The sequence below is a fragment of the Coprococcus aceti genome (genome assembly GCF_025567285.1).
In the GTDB taxonomy this organism is placed as follows: Bacteria; Bacillota; Clostridia; order Lachnospirales; family Lachnospiraceae; genus Coprococcus; species Coprococcus aceti.
On record NZ_JAOQJT010000001.1, the window covers coordinates 218,259 to 235,608 of the forward strand.

The following is a 17,350-nucleotide window of genomic DNA, read 5'->3' on the forward strand; positions in this document are numbered from 1 at the left end:
ATGCGCAAATAATTTACTATTCTACTTCTTTATAACCACATTCTTTGTTGTGCTCCATGCAGAATAGTAAGTTGTTTTTCCTACCTTCTTGAAGCTTCTGACTCTCACATAATATTTCTTCTTAGCCAATTTTGCTATTGTGACATTTGACTTTTTAGCTCCGGTCACTTTTACAGTCTTTGCCTTGGCAAAATTGCTCTTTACAGAATACTGTATCTGATATCCTCCTACCTTGGAATTTACCGACCACTTAACAGTCATCTTCTTTCCTGCCTTGTTCGTGGTCTTGGTAACCTTTGACGAAGTGATTCTCATAATGGTTTTCTGATTGCTGTCAGCCGCATTGTAACTTGTCTTGCCTGCCGTCTTGCACGCAACAATCTTATATGTGTATACCGTTCCATTTTTAGCTGACTTATCTGTATAGCTAAGTATTGTGTTTTTGTCTATATAGGCCAGCTTGCTGTACTTTCCCTTTCCAGCCTTTCTGTATACGATATATCCACCAGCTCCATTATTAAGATACATATAAAAATTTCTTACGTTTTTTATATTATCACCATGCATATACAAATACAATTTGTTTTTTATGCATATTTACTACAAAACACGTTCGTATTTATCTAATATTTACAAAAATCTCATGAACTGAGAAATCAATCCTCAATCCATGAGATTTATTTTCTAATATACGTAGAGATCATAGTCTACAAGATACCACTTACCGCCAGTCTTTATAACTGTGTATATGATCTCGCCATCTGATTCGTCAGTAGATCCTTTTATCTTGACATCAAGGTCCACCTCGTAGCACTTGTCAACCGTCATGTCGACATCCAGCATGTCAAATGTATCATTTACATCCTTAAGCTTATCCTCGTCATATTCCTTCTCTGATCGGTCCTCGACCTTGATACTCTTGACCTTGCCTACCTCATCTACCATGTCGCTGACCTGCTCGTTGAATGTATCCTTGACATAGTCATCACTGCCTGTATAGCTTCTTATTCTGTTATACAGCTTGTAATATTCCTTGTCCATCAGATCAACCATGGCATCGGCATCGCCTTTTTCATAGGCTGTCACCAGCTTGTCTCCGACCTTCTTGGCACTTCTCTCACCGGAACCACCCGCCAGGATCAGAACAACGACTATTATCGCGATCAGGACTGCCGCTGCGATTCCTCCTATTATTGCTATAAGCTTCTTGTTCACCTTTTTACCCGGCTCCATAACACCCGGAGTCATGCCCGGCTGCTGGCTGTACTGTGGCTGCCCATACTGTGGCTGCCCAAATCCTCCATACTGTCCACCTGTCGGCTGGACATTTCCACCAAACTGCTGACCCTGACCGTACTGCGGCTGACCATACTGTGGCTGTCCAAATCCTCCATACTGTCCACCTGTCGACTGGACATTTCCACCAAACTGCTGACCCTGACCGTACTGCGGCTGACCATACTGTGGCTGTCCAAATCCTCCATACTGTCCGCCCATCGGCTGTCCAAATCCACCCGGCTGCTGATTCTGCTGTGGCTGACCCGGGTTCGGCTGCCCTTGTGCACTGTTCTGCACCGGAGAAAATGCGCTCACTCCCGGAGTCGTGAGGACAGTAGTTCCCTCGTCCTCATCGTCGTCCATATCATTAAATCCATTTACGTTATTCTCGTCCATCTTTCTCTCCTTATTCTGCTCATCCCTTTTGCTGCTCTGGAACAATAATGTTCCCATAGAATCATGGTAGCATTTTATGTCTGCCATGTCCAACCAAAAACATCACATTACCTCAATTTTTACACTTTATTACCTGTTTTCTTTCGCTATTATGTAATAAAAGGCGTTATGATGATGAACACACAGAATAAAAAACAATCCGCCACGGATACAGATTGTATCCATGGCGGATTCTTCTATTCCTTTTGATATTATCTCTTCTTTATTACAACCGATTTCTTTCCACTCCATGCGGAATAGTAAACCTTACCATCAATCTTCTTAAAGCTTCGTACTCTGACATAATATCTCTTGCCCTTAGTAAGTCGTTTGATGGTCTTACTTGTAACTGAACCTCCGTTTACATTGGCCGTCTTTGCAGATTTAAACGATGCATTGTCTGCATACTGTATCTGATATCCGGTGGCCTTGGCTGCCTTATTATATGTAACCTTGGCTGTTCCGGCCGATGCACTTGTGAATTTCTTCAGCTTCACGGCAGGTACATAACTTCCTGTCTTCTCGCCGCCAAATGCCGAATTGTATGTCACATCGCCAAATGTCTTATAAGTTCTTATCTTATATGTATACTTTACACCCACATTTTTAGCTGTGACGTCCACGAACGATGTTGTATCCGGATTCTGAACAACACCTGCTATCGTATATGCTTTTCCATTTACTCCTCTGTAAACAACATATCCCGATGCTGCTTTATACTTCTTCCAGCTCAACTTTATTCCATTTGCTGTGTTGTCAATGGACTCAACTTTTCTCACACCCATCTTGATGTCAAATGTGAGTGTCTTCTCCCCTTCATAGTCACCCTTGAATTTGATGACAACTTTGGCCTTGCCGATATTCTTGTTATTTGAATATGAAACGCTGTAATTTCCTGCGGCAACCTTTCTGCCCTTTGAGTCTTTGACCTCTACCGCAGGCTTCTTAGCTGTACCATCATACTCAACAGCGCTGTATGCAAGCCTGATACTCTTTATCCTGTATATACTCTGAGTTTCCTTGCTGGCTGACTTGCAGTTTTTGCACACATGCACCTTATATCCGTCACGGGTCTGTGATGCCTTTTTCTTAACCGTCCACACCGTCTGATAATCGTGAGGAACTGTGGTCTCATCGTCTATGATAGTATCCTTTTCTCCGCAGTTATTGTCACACTTTGCCGTCTTGGTTCCCTTCTGCGAACATGTGGCATTTCCATCTGACTCATACTTTGTGAAGCTGTGTCCTGTAGCAGGGATCACCTCGGTCTCATATATATCCTCATCCTCAATGTACCTTGTCTTCTCTCCGTTCTCAGTACATGTCGGAGTCTTGGTTATGATCCATCCCTCGTCATCTCCAGCCCCAAACTTCTGGGTCTTTGACTCAGCATATATCCACTCTGATGAACCCGTATTCTTATATCTGAGATCCAGGGTCACATCTGTGTATGTGTCATTTTCCACAACAGACATGATTCCCTGAATGATATTTCCATATGCATCAGTCCATCTTCCGCTGACAAATGGTGTCTTCTGGCTCTCATTATTTGCATATGTTATCTCTATATCTCCGGTTACACTGTATCCGTCCTCTGTCTTCTTCACCTTGCATCCTGATATGCTCACAGCGGAGATATCGTACTCGTTCTCTACCTCTGCCTCCACCTTCTCAGGAGTGATCGTCACGCTTCCTGTCTGCTGCGACGCAAGGCTGATCCTGAATGTATAACTGCGGTTCGCCTCAAATGTCCTGTCTATAATGAGTTGTCCGCCGTTCCGTGAGTATGTCTTTTCCAGAACCCCATCAGCATAGATTCTGGTGTATACTGTATTATCTCCGCAGTCCACCGTAAATCTGTACTCTCCGGTCTCCGTTGGGATAAATTCATACTCGATGCCCTCTCCGTCATAGCTTATATCCGCTGTTGTCTTCTGACCCGGTGTTATTTTCCCATTACCTGTCACATACGAATCGTGATATGTAAATGTTATCTGATCATCTTTCTCTCTCGCATAGAGTGCTATAATATAGCTTCCCTTTTTCAGAGAGAAAGCATCTCCACTGCTATATGTATCTGAAAAGCTGCCATCATCCTCAATGGTATATATACCCTTAAGCTCAAAGCCCTGTCTCTGAAGGGATACCACTCCATCTGACGCAATATCAAATCTGTACAGCTTTACATCCCCAGTGTTCTCAACACCTGAAAGCACCGCAGGCTCACCTGATATCAGGTACTCCAGCTCATCCACATTCAGATCCACGACATCAAATGATGCTCCCTGAACTTCACAATCGTCAGCCATTCCCCATATGTAAGGTATTATCTCATATGATCCGGTCTGTTCTGTTATCGTGTCGATGCTTAAATAGCTGCTCACCCTGCCGTTTTTCGTGATCGTATAGCTTGTATCATCGTCATCCGCATCAAATGTTCTGGTGCTTCCATCAGAATATGTGACAACGGTTTTTATGCTACCCTTAAGCTCATCAAATTCCCTCAGATATTCAGTCTTAGAAACGGTTGTGCTTACGCTTACAGCCTTGACGATCTCCTTCATTGTCACGCCGCATTTATTTACATTTTTTCCCGGATACACACATACATACAGATCCCCGCCTGCTGTGTCAAATCCCGCACTGCCAAATCCATCAGATGAATAAGCCACGTTTTTAGTCGTTATCTCTATTCCATTTGCATCCAAAATCCTGATGCCATCGATCTTCTCATCTGCGGATACCACATACGAACCCGCCTGGGCACTTACCTTATATATATGCACATATCTGTCGCCTGAAATATCAAGCGTCTTTGAGCTGTTCCATGTTCCAAGGCTCATGCTCTGTGCAGTCTTCACTGCAAATGGTATCTCAACCGTATCCATGCCATCCGCACCAGCGATTGCAAGTTCAACCATGTATCTGCCAGTATCAACCCTGCTGCCAAAGCCTGCGATCTCGACATACTTTCCAGTTTTCTCGTTATATCTGTACCATGTACTCGTGATCAGCTCATTATCCTCGCTGTCACCGACACTGGCCTCTTTTACACTGCCATCATCATATACAAACTGGAGAGTCTCTCTATCCAGAAGGTTTTTGATACCTGATAATTTCATATCTGGAAGGAATTCATAGGTTCTGTTATCTCTCAGCTTCCATGAACTGATCTTTGAATTTGACAAAGTTTCTCCCCTTGTCACATTCATGCTCCAACTGGTCTGCGTATCTCCCCACTTGTCCTCTACTCCGCCATCGAGACAGATATAGTATGTATTGCCACTCTCAAGTGCAGCCTCGCCATCCGATACACTAAGTTTCTTCAGATCATACATTGTCTCATCGTCAGCGTCGATCTTGCTGTAGATCTCCATACCGCCCACTGGGGCAAATGTATACCTGGCAGATATCGAAGGCTTAAACGTATAGTATGCACTGCCATTCTCCGACATGCTTACCTGATTAGAGCCCTCCGCAAGACTTCCGGCAGCAACATCCTCTATATCCTTTATCTCTATGTCATATGCATAAGAGTCCTCACTATACAGTGTGTATATCCTAATCTGTGCCGCTCCGACAGGGCACTCATTTTCCATATCTGTAACTATCTCAGCACGTACCTCGTCTCCTCTGGAGGTTTCCACACTGTCCGAATCGTCAAACACCAGCTCCTCTGTTTTTCCGTCAGCATACGAGATCTTTACTCTGGTTCCATCTACATAACTGCTGATATCCTTATCGTAGCTACCCATTCTGATGAAATCTGTGTTCTCGGGAACAGCAATCATATCTGTCACTTTCGGAATAAAGCTCAGTCTCACATTTGTCTTGGAAGTAGATAACTCATTATACAGGCCTACGTAATAAGTGCTGCCTCCAGTAAGTTTTCCTGTAACCTCTACCGGGCCCTCATCACCGGACTCATATACACAATAAGGACTGTCGCTTTCTATTACCACACTTCCGTCAAATGGCATGACAAAACTGTAATAGGCCTTGTCATACTCATCCGTTCCGACACTCACATTGTTGTCACCTTCGGAGAGCTGTCCTGCGCTCAGCTTGTCTATGGACACTACCTTAAGCACTGCCGTGCCGAGCAGCTCCTGATCTTCCTCAGCCGCATCATATCCCACAGCTACTTTGTACTCGCCCTCTGAAAGATTTACACCTTTTTCATATTCGTACTCTTTCCAGTTATCATCAGATGACGAATAATATACTGTATATCTGTTTCCATTACTGTATCCACTTCCACCGGTCAGATCTATGCTTTCCGTGGACTTATCATTATACTTTATTGTACTGCTCGCACCATTCATGAAGCTTATCGGCGTTCCTGCTGCCCATTCGCTCTTTGCCAGCTTCAATGTCACCCCTGAAGGTGCCGCATACTTCTTCGCCTTGAGCCTGACCTCATTCAATGTTTCATTGTCATCATCCGTTGTTCCTGAAAGTCTGACATAATAGATCTTTCCCTTGACAAATGAATACCTGTCATTATCGGTCTCAACCACCGCCATGTCCGAATCATATACATCTATAAATGCAGTTGATGATTTATCTACTTCAAACACAAAGTCAGCAGTTGCAGATGGTATAAATCTGTAATACTCGTAACCGTCCACCCTGGTATCATATGCGTAGGTATCCGTCTCACTGATATTCCTTTTTCCTACAAAATATTCAGCAGGAGTCTGCACCTTTGCAGTGTACGAATCGTATATCTTGGTCGACTGGTTCGGCTCACTATCCATTTTATCTGTAAGCTGAACAGTATACGTACCGGCCGGAAGTTTTTCCGCATCCGCATACGATACCATATCCCCTTCATCGCCCTCATAATAATAACTTCCCTTGGAATCCTTCACCCACAGACTGTATGTAACTCCATCTATCTTACAGTCTGAGCCGCTGATACCTGAACTGCGCACCTTTCCACCGGAATAGGTTACCGTTGCGTACGCCGATGTTATGGAGTCTGGTGTTCCCTCCAGTATCGTTGTATTATCCGGCACCATTTTTATTGCCGCCACATCCGGAAGCTTTCTCACGCTTATATTTGCACTTTCGGAAACTGTATAAGAACGGGCATACTTAGACCCAAGAATGTATTTCTCCCCCGCAGTGCACTTGTATACCAGCCTGCAGCATCCACTGCCATCCTTTTTACCTGTAGCAAGGCGCTTACTCTTACTGTTATACAAGGTCTCCTGAAGCATCAGCCGTGACTGGCTTCCCTGCAATATTATCTCATAATATCCTGTCTCATCCGTGACAAATGATATTTTACTCTCCTTGCCATTAACTATGTTCACAACCCCATAGTCACCCTCAAGCTCTGAAATATCCTCTGTAGCTGCTGATATCTCAGCTTCATTCATCTGTACGGCATACGCTGTCATATTTGACAGCAAAGTCTGTGCCTGTGCAGTCGTCATCGGTATATGAATGCACGACGACACCATGGCTACAGTTACAGCCGCAGCCATTATCCCCTTCAATTTCATATGTAACCTCCCTTTTTCTCCCATACATATTCAGCACATTTATGCCGAATATATAAGCACAAAAAATTACAGCCTCATATTATCATGAAGCTGTAATTTAATACAATATAATTAATAATTATGTATAAATAACACAATATCACTTATGCAATTTTACTTTCTAACCAGATGGATCTGGTAAGCATTGTACTCGCCGAACTTGAGTGGTACAGGAAGTCCTATCTGGTCAAGTCCCTGTCCGCTGTACTCTGCTCCGGTCTCCTCGTCAACGTATGTGGCATCCACATCAAGTCCCTTTACTCTGACAAAAGGTACAGGGGCATTGCAGAAGCTCTCCACCGTCACGATATTGACAAGGGTCTCTGACTTGTCCCTTGCGACAAATGACCATGCAGCTACACCTTTGCTCTTATCCGCATCCGTCAGTCTGTAGTAAAGTCCATTATGAAGAAGATCCCAGTACTTCTTGTAGTTTTCTACCTGAGCCTTTACCTCTTCCTTCTCCTCATCGCTGACCTTGTTCAGATCAAGCTCGTAGCCAAAGCTTCCTGCCATGGCAACAACGGCTCTTGTATTGAATGGAGTTGTCCTGCCTGTCTGATGATTTGGAACCGCTGATACGTGTGAACCAACCACCGATATAGGATAGCCAAATGAAGTTCCATACTGTATGTCAAGTCTGCAGATGGCATCTGTATCATCACTGCACCAGATCTGTGGTGTGTAATACATCATTCCGGCATCAAATCTTCCGCCGCCACCGCTGCAGCCCTCGATGAACATCTTTGGATATCTTGCCTGAAGTCTCTCCATGAAGTCATATACACCGAGTACATACTTGTAGAGGATAGTTCCATTGTTCTGGATTCCTTCGGTCATGGAGTATACGTTCAGTATACTTCTGTTCATATCCATCTTTATGTAATCAACATCTATCTTGTCCAGCACTGCTGTCATCTGGTCAAATATGCAGTTTACGACCTCTTTTCTTGAGAAGTCCAGATTGAGCTGGCTTCTTCCCATGACAGGCTTTCTTCCAGGGATCACAAAAGCATAATCCGGATGCTCCTTGAACAGGTTACTCTTCTCAGATACCATCTCAGGCTCGATCCAGATACCGAACTTCATGCCGAGATCCTTAACCCTCTTGACAACATCAGCCATAGGGCCGCCCATCTTATCCTCATTTACAAACCAGTCGCCGAGACCTGACTTGTCATCATTTCTCACACCGAACCAGCCGTCATCCAGAACCAGCATCTCAACGCCGAGCTCTGAAGCCTGCTTTGCTATATTAACTATATCATCACCGTTGAAGTCGAAGTATACTGCCTCCCAACTGTTGATGAGAATAGGTCTTCTCTTTGTCTTGTACTCACCGCGGCAGATATTGTATCTCACAACATCATGCATCTTGTGTGACATGTCGGCAAATCCATCAGGTGAATAAACCATAACTACCTCAGGTGCCACAAACTCGCTCTCAGGATAGAGCACATACTCAAACATCTCATCCTGAACACCCATATTGAGTCTCACCTGATCTGTCTGATCCTTCTCAACCTCACAGTTGAAGCTTCCGCTGTAGAGAAGTGAGATTCCATAGCAGTCACCTGCATCCTCATTCGCATCCTTGCCTGCTATAACCACAAATGGGCTGTGCTGATGGCTTGATGTACCCCTTGTGCTTCCGATCTTCTTCACACCATGATTTATAGCTTCTCTCTCATACATGCGCTCCATAGCATGTCTTCCGTGGAAGTGGATGAGATCATAATCACCTGTCACAAAATCCAGGCTCACACTTGATGCCTTTGCCACAAATATATCCGCATCGCTTATATTTCTGATTATAGCTGATCTTGTGATCAGATCCTTATCCTCTATAATTCCATACAGAAGATCAACCTCCACTCCCACCTGAGGATCCTGAAGAACGATCTTAAGGGTCTCACCCTTCTCGCCGTCATTTGTGTAAGCAGCAGGAAGTCCCTTGAGACTATACTTACTGTCCATCACCTCATATGAAACATATCTGAGATCACATCCATGTATTCCCTCTATGTCCTTTATGTTGAATGCCGGAGTCCTGAAATCTCCGTTGCCGTAGCAGCTATATTCCAGTGGAATGTTGTCCAGAGAGAATTCTCTGTGCTCCTGTGCTTCATAAGGATTGCCTGAGAATCCTCTATCGTAATGAGTTATGACATATGACATATCCCCGTCCATTTTCTTGCCATAATACAGATGAGCCAGATACCCATAGTCGATCACCTTCATCTGATATGTAGTATTTTTGGTGTTCAATGTGAAAAGCTTTTTCTCTTCATTTATCAATATTGCCATGCCCAAGTCCTCCTTTTCGTGATCTCCAGTTTCTCTACAGCCAAATTTCATTTGACTGGTCTTTCCTCATAATTTATCTACAACCAGCTCCGCCGGATTGTATTCCAAGTTCCACCATGTAGTCCACAAATTTCTCCACATATCCATAATCCGCCGCATATGCTGACAATCCAATATATGCCTTGCCATCTGTGTACTCAGTAAGTCCTGCCGCCTTGTATCCTTCAGATACATCTATTCCGACAGGTATCTTCTTCCCCTCTTCATCCTCGTAATAAATTATCCTATCCTTATACTTATCATATATATCGCCGACCTTCTCATCCGACAGGTCTGCAAGTCTGCCGCTCTTCGCCAGACCTATGAGATTGTCATACTGGCACAAGACTGCCTGAGCAGTGTCCGCCTCAAGGTATGCCAGCACCTTCATATAGTAACTGTTCTTATAATCTGAGTTATTTGCCAGATTAAAAAATGCATTGTTGTCAAACGTAACCCTTCCCGGGAGATTTTCTTCCCCTACATACGACACAAATCCCTGTGTCAGCCTGCAGTCCTCTGAAACATCATCGTAGTTGTTCACAAGGACGACATCCAGTATCGGCTTGTCCTCCCTCGTTGCAAACACAACAGTGAAATACACTACAAGTCCCACGAGAACGACCGCACCGATTATCCAAAGCTTGTAATAATCCCAGATATATCCTATTTTTTTGCGGGTGGAGTCCATCTCTTTGATCTTCTGTTTTTCTTCTTCCGTGATTATCGGCTTTCTCATAGACGTCCTCCTTTTGTTTCTGTGTTGAGTGGACGCGTGAGAGGCGCTTCGCGCGGCGTCCACGGCATAGTAAATACTTCGTATTTACGATATATTTTGGAACAGACGCATGAGAGGCGCTTCGCGCGGCGTCTGCAGCATCGTAAATACTTCGTATTTACGATATATTTCACAAGGGTGGCGTCAGTAACTGACGTCACCCTGTGGTCATATATAATATCTTCTTTAACTTTCTTTAGAGCTTTCCACCTGATGTTGCGATACCTTCTACGAACTGCTTCTGGAATATCAGGTATATAACGATCATTGGTATACATGATATAAGAGATGCAGCCATCAGCTGTGGATAATTGGACTGATACTGTCCCTGCATTGTTGCAAGAGCTGCTGAGAGCGGCATCTTGTTTGCACTGCTGTTTACAACCAGTGGCCACATCAGATCCTTGAATGCGAACACTGCTGTGAATATACCGAGGGCAACCATCGATGATCTTGCAAGCGGAGCCATGACAAACACGAATGTCTTTGGAATGTTACATCCGTCAAGTCTCGCTGCCTCCTCGAGATCTCCAGGAAGTCCCATGTAAGCCTGCTTGAGCAGGAAAGTACCGAACGCTGTTACAATTCCCGGGAATACCAGAGCAAACATTGTATTTGTCATGCCCATCTTACTGATCATCAGGAACTGTGGGATGATGAATATCTGTGAAGGAATCATCATCTGGAAAAGTATCAGGGAGAACATAAAGTCTCTGCCCTTGAACTTAAGTCTTGCAAATGCATATCCTGCGAGTGTTGCTGTGAGACATGCACACACAACTCTGAAGAATATGAGCAGTAATGTGTTCTTGTAGAGAACAAGGAAGTTCATGTTATTCCAAACAGTAGTGAACGCGTCTGTACGCCACTGTGATGGGAATATTACGAATGGACTTACCGAAGTTGCCTCTGTTACTGTCTTAAATGCTGTGAGTGTCATCCATACAAATGGCACTATCATAATGATTGAGAATATGATCAGAATGAGGTGAATCAATAATCTCTGCATTCTTCTCTTAAACTGTACGCCTCTTGTCATATCGATTCCCCCTTCCTAGTTATAATGAACCCACTTCTTCTGACCGATCATCTGGAATACTGTAAGTACCATGATGACTGCGAGAAGAAGAACTACTATTGCTGATCCATAACCCTTGTTACCATTCTGGAATGAGTACTGGTAGAACAGATATACGATGGACTCTGTCTTCTTGAGGGCCGGATTGGAAATATCCATTACCATGTATACAAGGTCGAATACCTGAAGTGCTCCGATTACTCTTGTTACGAGTACGAAGAATACTGTAGGGGAGAGAAGTGGAAGAGTAATCTTGAAGAATGCTCTTACTCCTGATGCTCCGTCAATATCCGCTGCCTCGTAGTAATCCTTAGGTATCTCCTGAAGTCCTGCAAGGAACAGAACCATGTTGTAACCAATGATCGACCATACACCGATGATCGCAACTGAGATCCATGCGATCTTTGGATTGGATATCCACTCGATCTTTGTACCGAGGATGTGGTTTAACAGACCGAACTGTGAATTGTATAACCATCTCCATACCATGGCTACAGCTGCAGGTGCAACTACCATTGGCAGGAAGAATATTGCTCTGTATATTGTTCTTCCGTGCATCTTGCGATTCAGGAATACCGCAAGTATAAGTGCGATGGCGATTGAGAATGGAACCTCAATGATCGCATACTTGAATGTATTGAGAAGTGACTGCCATACCTCAGGGTCAGCAAACATCTTCTTGTAATTTGCAAATCCTGCAAATGATGAATCTCCGAATGAACCGACCTTGCAGAATGACTGATATATTGTCTGTACTATAGGCCATAAGTTAAGTACGATGATTCCTATCATTGTTGGGAGGATGAATGCCCAGCCCCATTTGCGCTGGTTTCTTTCCCATGTTGTTGACTTCTTTTTCTTGAACTCTTTATCTTCTGCTGCTGCCGGCTTAACTGTCTGTGTCTCTGTAGCCTGAATTATCTCAGCCGCTTTTTCTTCAACTTTCTTGTTGTTATCTGACATAAAATCCCTCCTCTTATCATTTATACTGTAATTAACACCCCATTGTTTCTGGTAAGCAATGGGCAGGACCTTCATCCTACCCACTGTTATGTTATCTTATAAATGCTCTGTAGGATTACTTGTCTTCCTCATCGATGTACTGGTTCATCTGAACTGCGAAGTCCTTACATGACTGCTCCATCTTTGATGGATCTGCCCATGCATCTGCGAAGAATGTCTGTGCTGCCTGTGACCATACTGTTGAATTGTATGTGTAAGGTCTGAGCACGAGCTCATTTGTAACACCTGAAACTGTTGAATCCTTTGTGATATCAAGGTAAGCGTTGAGGTTGAACTTGTCTGTGCAGTTAACCCACTTATCTGATGTGTTGTTGTAAGCTGACATTGTTACACCGAGCTCAGCCTGCTTCTCCTGCATTTCCTTTGAACCTAACCACTCGATAAGCTTCCAACAGTCATCTGGTCTCTTTGTGTCTGCTGATGCAGCCCATCCAAGTCCGTTACAGATAGAAGTTCTCATACCTGTTGTCTTGTCGTATGGAAGAATTGCTACGTCACAGTTCTCAACGAGATACTCGTTGTCAAGGAATCCTGCTGTCATCCATGAACCCTGTGTGATCATTGCTACTGTACCTGACTGGAACATAACGTCTGTACCTGTCTCTGACATTGTTGTTGCCGGTGGGCAGCAATCCTTGAGGAGCTTTCCTACATAATCCATAGCCTTGATAGTGTTGGCATCGTCATATCCTGACTTTGTGTGATCGTCATTTACGATGTAACCGCCCATTGAGTAAACCATGTTGTAGTATGTGTCCTGATCGTTTGATGTGTTCATACAGAAACCGTACTGATCGCCATTAGTAAGCTTCTTAGCTGCATCATAGAGGTCATCCCATGTCCATGTCTCATCTGGATAAGAAAGTCCTGCATCATCAAACATCTTCTTGTTGTACCAGAGAGCGATTGTATCGTAATCCTTTGGTACTGCGTAATATGAGCCATCATATGTGTAGAGCTCTGTGATCTCTGACATGTAGTTGCTCATATCAACCTTATCGCTCTTCTCAATGTAGTCATCGAGCTTTAAGAGCTTGTTGTTCTTCATGTACATCTGTGAGTTGTTGGAGTGCATCCAGAATACATCCGGCATATCTCCACCTGATGCTCCAGCCTCAAGAAGTGTCCAGTATGAATCCCACTCCTTAACCTGTACATCAACCTTGATTCCTGTCTCTTCTGTGAAGAGATCACATATCTGCTGCAGACCCTTCTGCTGATTGTTATCCCAGATAACCACCTCAAGTGCATCCTTACTGCTACCCTTGCTTCCATCACCGCCGCCACATGCGCACAGTGAAAATGCTGTTGCTGCTGCAAGCCCTACTGCTACAGCTTTCTTCATTGTTCTTCTCATAAAACCTTCCTCCTTTTTACATCACCGGCAGGATTTACGACACCCACATTCTCTTTCATACCCTGAATTCTGCGTCCTGTTCTGCCGGTTCGCCTTACGGCGTTCTGTGTGCTTTCTATGATTGAATTATAAAATTTTGGTGAAGATTTTTACATGGAAAAATGTCAAAATATCATGGGGTTTTGTCACAAATGTATATTTTTAAGTAGTTAAGTTCGCTGTTTTTGTGCTATTTTATGGTAAAATGTAGAATACATATGGTAAATTGTAAAATTCGCTATATATTGGCATACATTTTTGTGCTATAGTTAAACAAACGATATTATCACTTTTTACATCAGGAGGAATTTTATGAACATTTTCAGCAGTGACGGCTGGTTTTCCAGATTTTTTGGAACGCTCGGCGATATTATAATAGTGAACATTCTATTTATATTGTGTAGTATTCCCATAGTCACCATGGGAGCTTCCATGAGCGCAATGTATTTCACTCTGTTAAAGAAGCAGAGGACAGGCGAAAATGGAGGTGTAGTGAAATTATTCTTCAAAGGCTTCAAGGATAATTTCAAACAGTCAACGATTTCATGGCTGCTATTCCTTCTTATATCATTTATATTCACTCTGGATTTCAACCTTTTTGGCAAGGGTGGTCCACAGGAGAACAAGCTCATGTACTACACCAGTGTCGTGCTTATGATATTGACATGCTTCATCGCAATTTACCTGTTCCCTGTCATAAGTGCCTTTAAGAACACATTGAAGAACCTTCTCTTGCAGTCCATTTACCTGGCAGCCAAGAACTTCATATTTACAATAGTGATCATGGTTCTCTACACTCTGCCTGCATATGTTCTGCTATCCAGCACTCAGGTATTCATGGTAGGTATATTCGTGTTCATAGTATGTGGCTTTGGCCTTATAGCATATGTATCATCATTCATGTTTTTGAAGGCATTCACCCCATATCTGGATGAGGTCACAAAGAAGTACACGGACGACGATCCTGCTTCATGGATGCACAGCGATGACCAGACATCTGAATCAGATGAGGATAATCCTGAATCCACAAAGGTGACCAAGAAGCTTATCGTTGACAATTCATATCATGGCAGACAGTAGTTTTTACCGTATATCGTAAATACAGCAAAGGCGGATGTGCGACAAATCGCACACCCGCCTTTTGCTTAATTCAAATTTTTTGATTCAATTATATCTTAAAGCTTCGAAGCCTCATGTCCAAACTTGGCATCATTCGTCTCAAGCTCAACCTCAAGATTCCTGAATGACTTAGGACTCATTCCAAACTTCTGCTTGAATGCTTTAGAGAAAGAAAGAGAATCCTCATAACCACACTGATATGCGATTATATTGATCTGTTCCTTTGATGACCGGAGAAGACTTGCAGCTTTCTCCAATCTGAAGTTGATAAGATACTCCTGAGGAGATACACCCATCTCCTTCTTGAAGCTTCCTGTCAGATGACTTCTGCTGATTCCTATGAAATCCGCAATGTCATCGATCTTGATCTTGTTCATGTACTTCTCTGTTATGAAGTCGACAGCAGCCTTTACATATATCTTACTTGGATACTCAATGTTATCAGATTCCTGCGCATCGGAGGCATTATCCTCCATAATGGTTGCAAAGAGAAGCATCAGTGCACTCATTCTCTTCACCTCGTTTATACGTGTGATCTGGGAATATTCGAGCATCTTGTTGATACATTCTGCACACGTATCCATCTGCTCTATCTTGATGATAGGTGAGCCCTTTACATACCCCATCGCCTCAATAAAATCTTCAGCTCTGTAGCCATGAAATCCAACCCACATGTAGCTCCATGGATCATCATCGTCAGCCCTGTAAGTAGTCTCCTCACCAGGTCTGATGATAAACGCCTGTCCAGGTCCCAGTTCATAAGTCTTCCCCGCAATTGTAAATGTACCCTTGCCCTTCTTTACCATATGGATAACATATGATTCTCTGACGTATGGACCAAACTTCCAGCCTTTTATACAATCCTCTCTGCCACAATAGTCCAGACTGATTGCGGTACCCCACATATAGGAGTTCGACAACTGTAGATCTTCCAGACAAGCAAAACCAACACTGTCAGTTAAACCAACCTTTCTTACCATAACCCGTCCTTTCCTTTACCATATCTTTGCCACCCTTTTATATAAGTTAACACCAAAAACACCTTTATATTTTAACAAAAGCAGACAAACCTGTCAATTTTCAGATCTGTCTGCTTCCTGTAAAATATCTATAAATTATGTCTTACCAGTGACGGTAACCAAATACTGTTGCAGCGTTCTTGAAGTAGCTGAGTACCTGCTCTGCACATGTTGCGCTGTCACTGAATATCTTTTCTGCGATGTTATCTATAACAGTGATGAGGAATACTGAGATAACTATAGCAGCGATAACTGCAAATATCTTTGAGTTGTCATTTGTCTCAAGGTTATCGAATAACGCATGAGCTGCGATCACGATTCCGCAAAGGCTTATTCCGAGGAAGAGTATGTATCCAAAGCCTCCGATGATTCCGCTGAGGAAATCAACCTTGTGGAAGAGTGCTGAGATGATCTCAAATATGATTCCTGCAACCATTGCTATTGCCTCATAAAGTGCAAATACACCAACGGCGTTAAGTGCTTTTCCAAATGTGATTCCACCCTTGAATATAATTCCTCCGGCGATAAATACCGCTGCTGTCATGATGACTGCTGCGATTATAGTGAAGAAGAACATGTAGAATCCCTTTGCTATTGAATCGCCAAAGTCAAATCCCATTATGAGGAATCCGACAGTTACAAATATAAGTGAGAGGATGGCATTTACTCCTGCAAGTATTCCGCCAGGAACCATGTTGTCACTCTGAACCATCTCACCCGCTGTATCTGCAGGGCTCTTGAAAAGACCTATCACATTCTTGAGAAGATCATTTATCATATTGCCCGCTGCTGATGGCTTCTTCGGCTGTGGCTGTACATAGCCCTGCTGGCCGTACATCTGCTGGTTCATCTGTGGCTGGCCGTAGCCCTGCTGACCATACATCTGCTGGTTCATCTGCTGACCGTAGCCCTGCTGATTGTATGCTCCCTGGTTCATCTGCTGGCCATAACCCTGCTGATTATACATCTGCTGGTTCATCTGCTGACCGTAGCCCTGCTGGTTGTATGCACCCTGCTGGTTCATCTGCTGGCCGTAACCCTGTTGATTGTATGCACCCTGCTGGTTCATCTGCTGGCCATAGCCTTGCTGATTGTACACTCCCTGCTGACTCATCTGCGGCTGGCTGTAAGCCGCTGCCTGCTGATCTGCCTGTGGCTGGCTGTTCTCCGCCGCCTGCTGATTTGTCTGTGCCTGATCTGCCACCTGCTGTTCTCCCTGTGGCTGACCAAACTGCTGATCCTGATTCTCGTTCATTCCTGTTACCTCCAATTCCTTTCCCTGTGTGAAAATATATCAAAAATATGATACCAAATTCCCCTGGTTTT

The 17,350-nt window shown here is 43.6% G+C and carries 11 protein-coding genes; 1 reads left to right on the forward strand and 10 read right to left on the reverse strand.

Going from position 1 to position 17,350, the window contains the following annotated elements:
- Positions 1-21: 21 nt before the first annotated feature.
- The 8 genes from OCV54_RS01065 to OCV54_RS01100 all read right to left on the reverse strand — a co-directional run bounded on the left by OCV54_RS01065 (position 22) and on the right by OCV54_RS01100 (position 13,847).
- Complete coding sequence (locus tag OCV54_RS01065; protein WP_055222356.1) at positions 22-528, reverse strand: fibronectin type III domain-containing protein; 507 nt, start codon at positions 526-528, stop codon at positions 22-24.
- 156 nt (positions 529-684) lie between these two features.
- Complete coding sequence (locus tag OCV54_RS01070; RefSeq protein WP_262563201.1) at positions 685-1,731, reverse strand: RNA polymerase sigma factor; 1,047 nt, start codon at positions 1,729-1,731, stop codon at positions 685-687.
- Positions 1,732-1,925: 194 nt separating this feature from the next.
- Positions 1,926-7,226 (reverse strand): fibronectin type III domain-containing protein, encoded by a 5,301-nt coding sequence (locus OCV54_RS01075; protein WP_055222358.1) that lies wholly within the window; start codon positions 7,224-7,226, stop codon positions 1,926-1,928.
- A gap of 153 nt (positions 7,227-7,379) precedes the next feature.
- Positions 7,380-9,572: an alpha-galactosidase gene (locus OCV54_RS01080; protein WP_055222359.1), complete on the reverse strand. Its 2,193-nt coding sequence runs from the start codon at positions 9,570-9,572 to the stop codon at positions 7,380-7,382.
- Between the two features lie 73 nt (positions 9,573-9,645).
- A complete protein-coding gene (locus tag OCV54_RS01085) occupies positions 9,646-10,350 on the reverse strand; it encodes a hypothetical protein (RefSeq protein ID WP_055145898.1) in 705 nt (234 codons plus the stop codon).
- Positions 10,351-10,585: 235 nt separating this feature from the next.
- Positions 10,586-11,428: a carbohydrate ABC transporter permease gene (locus OCV54_RS01090; RefSeq protein ID WP_004852646.1), complete on the reverse strand. Its 843-nt coding sequence runs from the start codon at positions 11,426-11,428 to the stop codon at positions 10,586-10,588.
- A 15-nt stretch (positions 11,429-11,443) separates the two neighbouring features.
- Positions 11,444-12,430, reverse strand: coding sequence for a carbohydrate ABC transporter permease (locus OCV54_RS01095; protein ID WP_015534456.1), 987 nt, complete (start codon positions 12,428-12,430; stop codon positions 11,444-11,446).
- Positions 12,431-12,545: 115 nt separating this feature from the next.
- The gene (locus tag OCV54_RS01100; RefSeq protein WP_242859617.1) at positions 12,546-13,847 is read right to left on the reverse strand and encodes an ABC transporter substrate-binding protein; all 1,302 of its coding nucleotides are present in this window, start codon (positions 13,845-13,847) and stop codon (positions 12,546-12,548) included.
- 351 nt (positions 13,848-14,198) lie between these two features.
- On the opposite strand from OCV54_RS01100, the gene OCV54_RS01105 reads away from it, so the two are divergent.
- The gene (locus tag OCV54_RS01105; RefSeq protein ID WP_022217363.1) at positions 14,199-14,966 is read left to right on the forward strand and encodes a YesL family protein; all 768 of its coding nucleotides are present in this window, start codon (positions 14,199-14,201) and stop codon (positions 14,964-14,966) included.
- Between the two features lie 95 nt (positions 14,967-15,061).
- Here the strand turns inward: OCV54_RS01105 and OCV54_RS01110 are convergent, their stop codons facing one another.
- Both OCV54_RS01110 and OCV54_RS01115 read right to left on the reverse strand, forming a co-directional pair.
- Positions 15,062-15,985, reverse strand: coding sequence for an AraC family transcriptional regulator (locus OCV54_RS01110; protein WP_015534454.1), 924 nt, complete (start codon positions 15,983-15,985; stop codon positions 15,062-15,064).
- A 142-nt stretch (positions 15,986-16,127) separates the two neighbouring features.
- The gene (locus OCV54_RS01115; RefSeq protein WP_015534453.1) at positions 16,128-17,279 is read right to left on the reverse strand and encodes a YIP1 family protein; all 1,152 of its coding nucleotides are present in this window, start codon (positions 17,277-17,279) and stop codon (positions 16,128-16,130) included.
- Positions 17,280-17,350 lie beyond the last annotated feature (71 nt).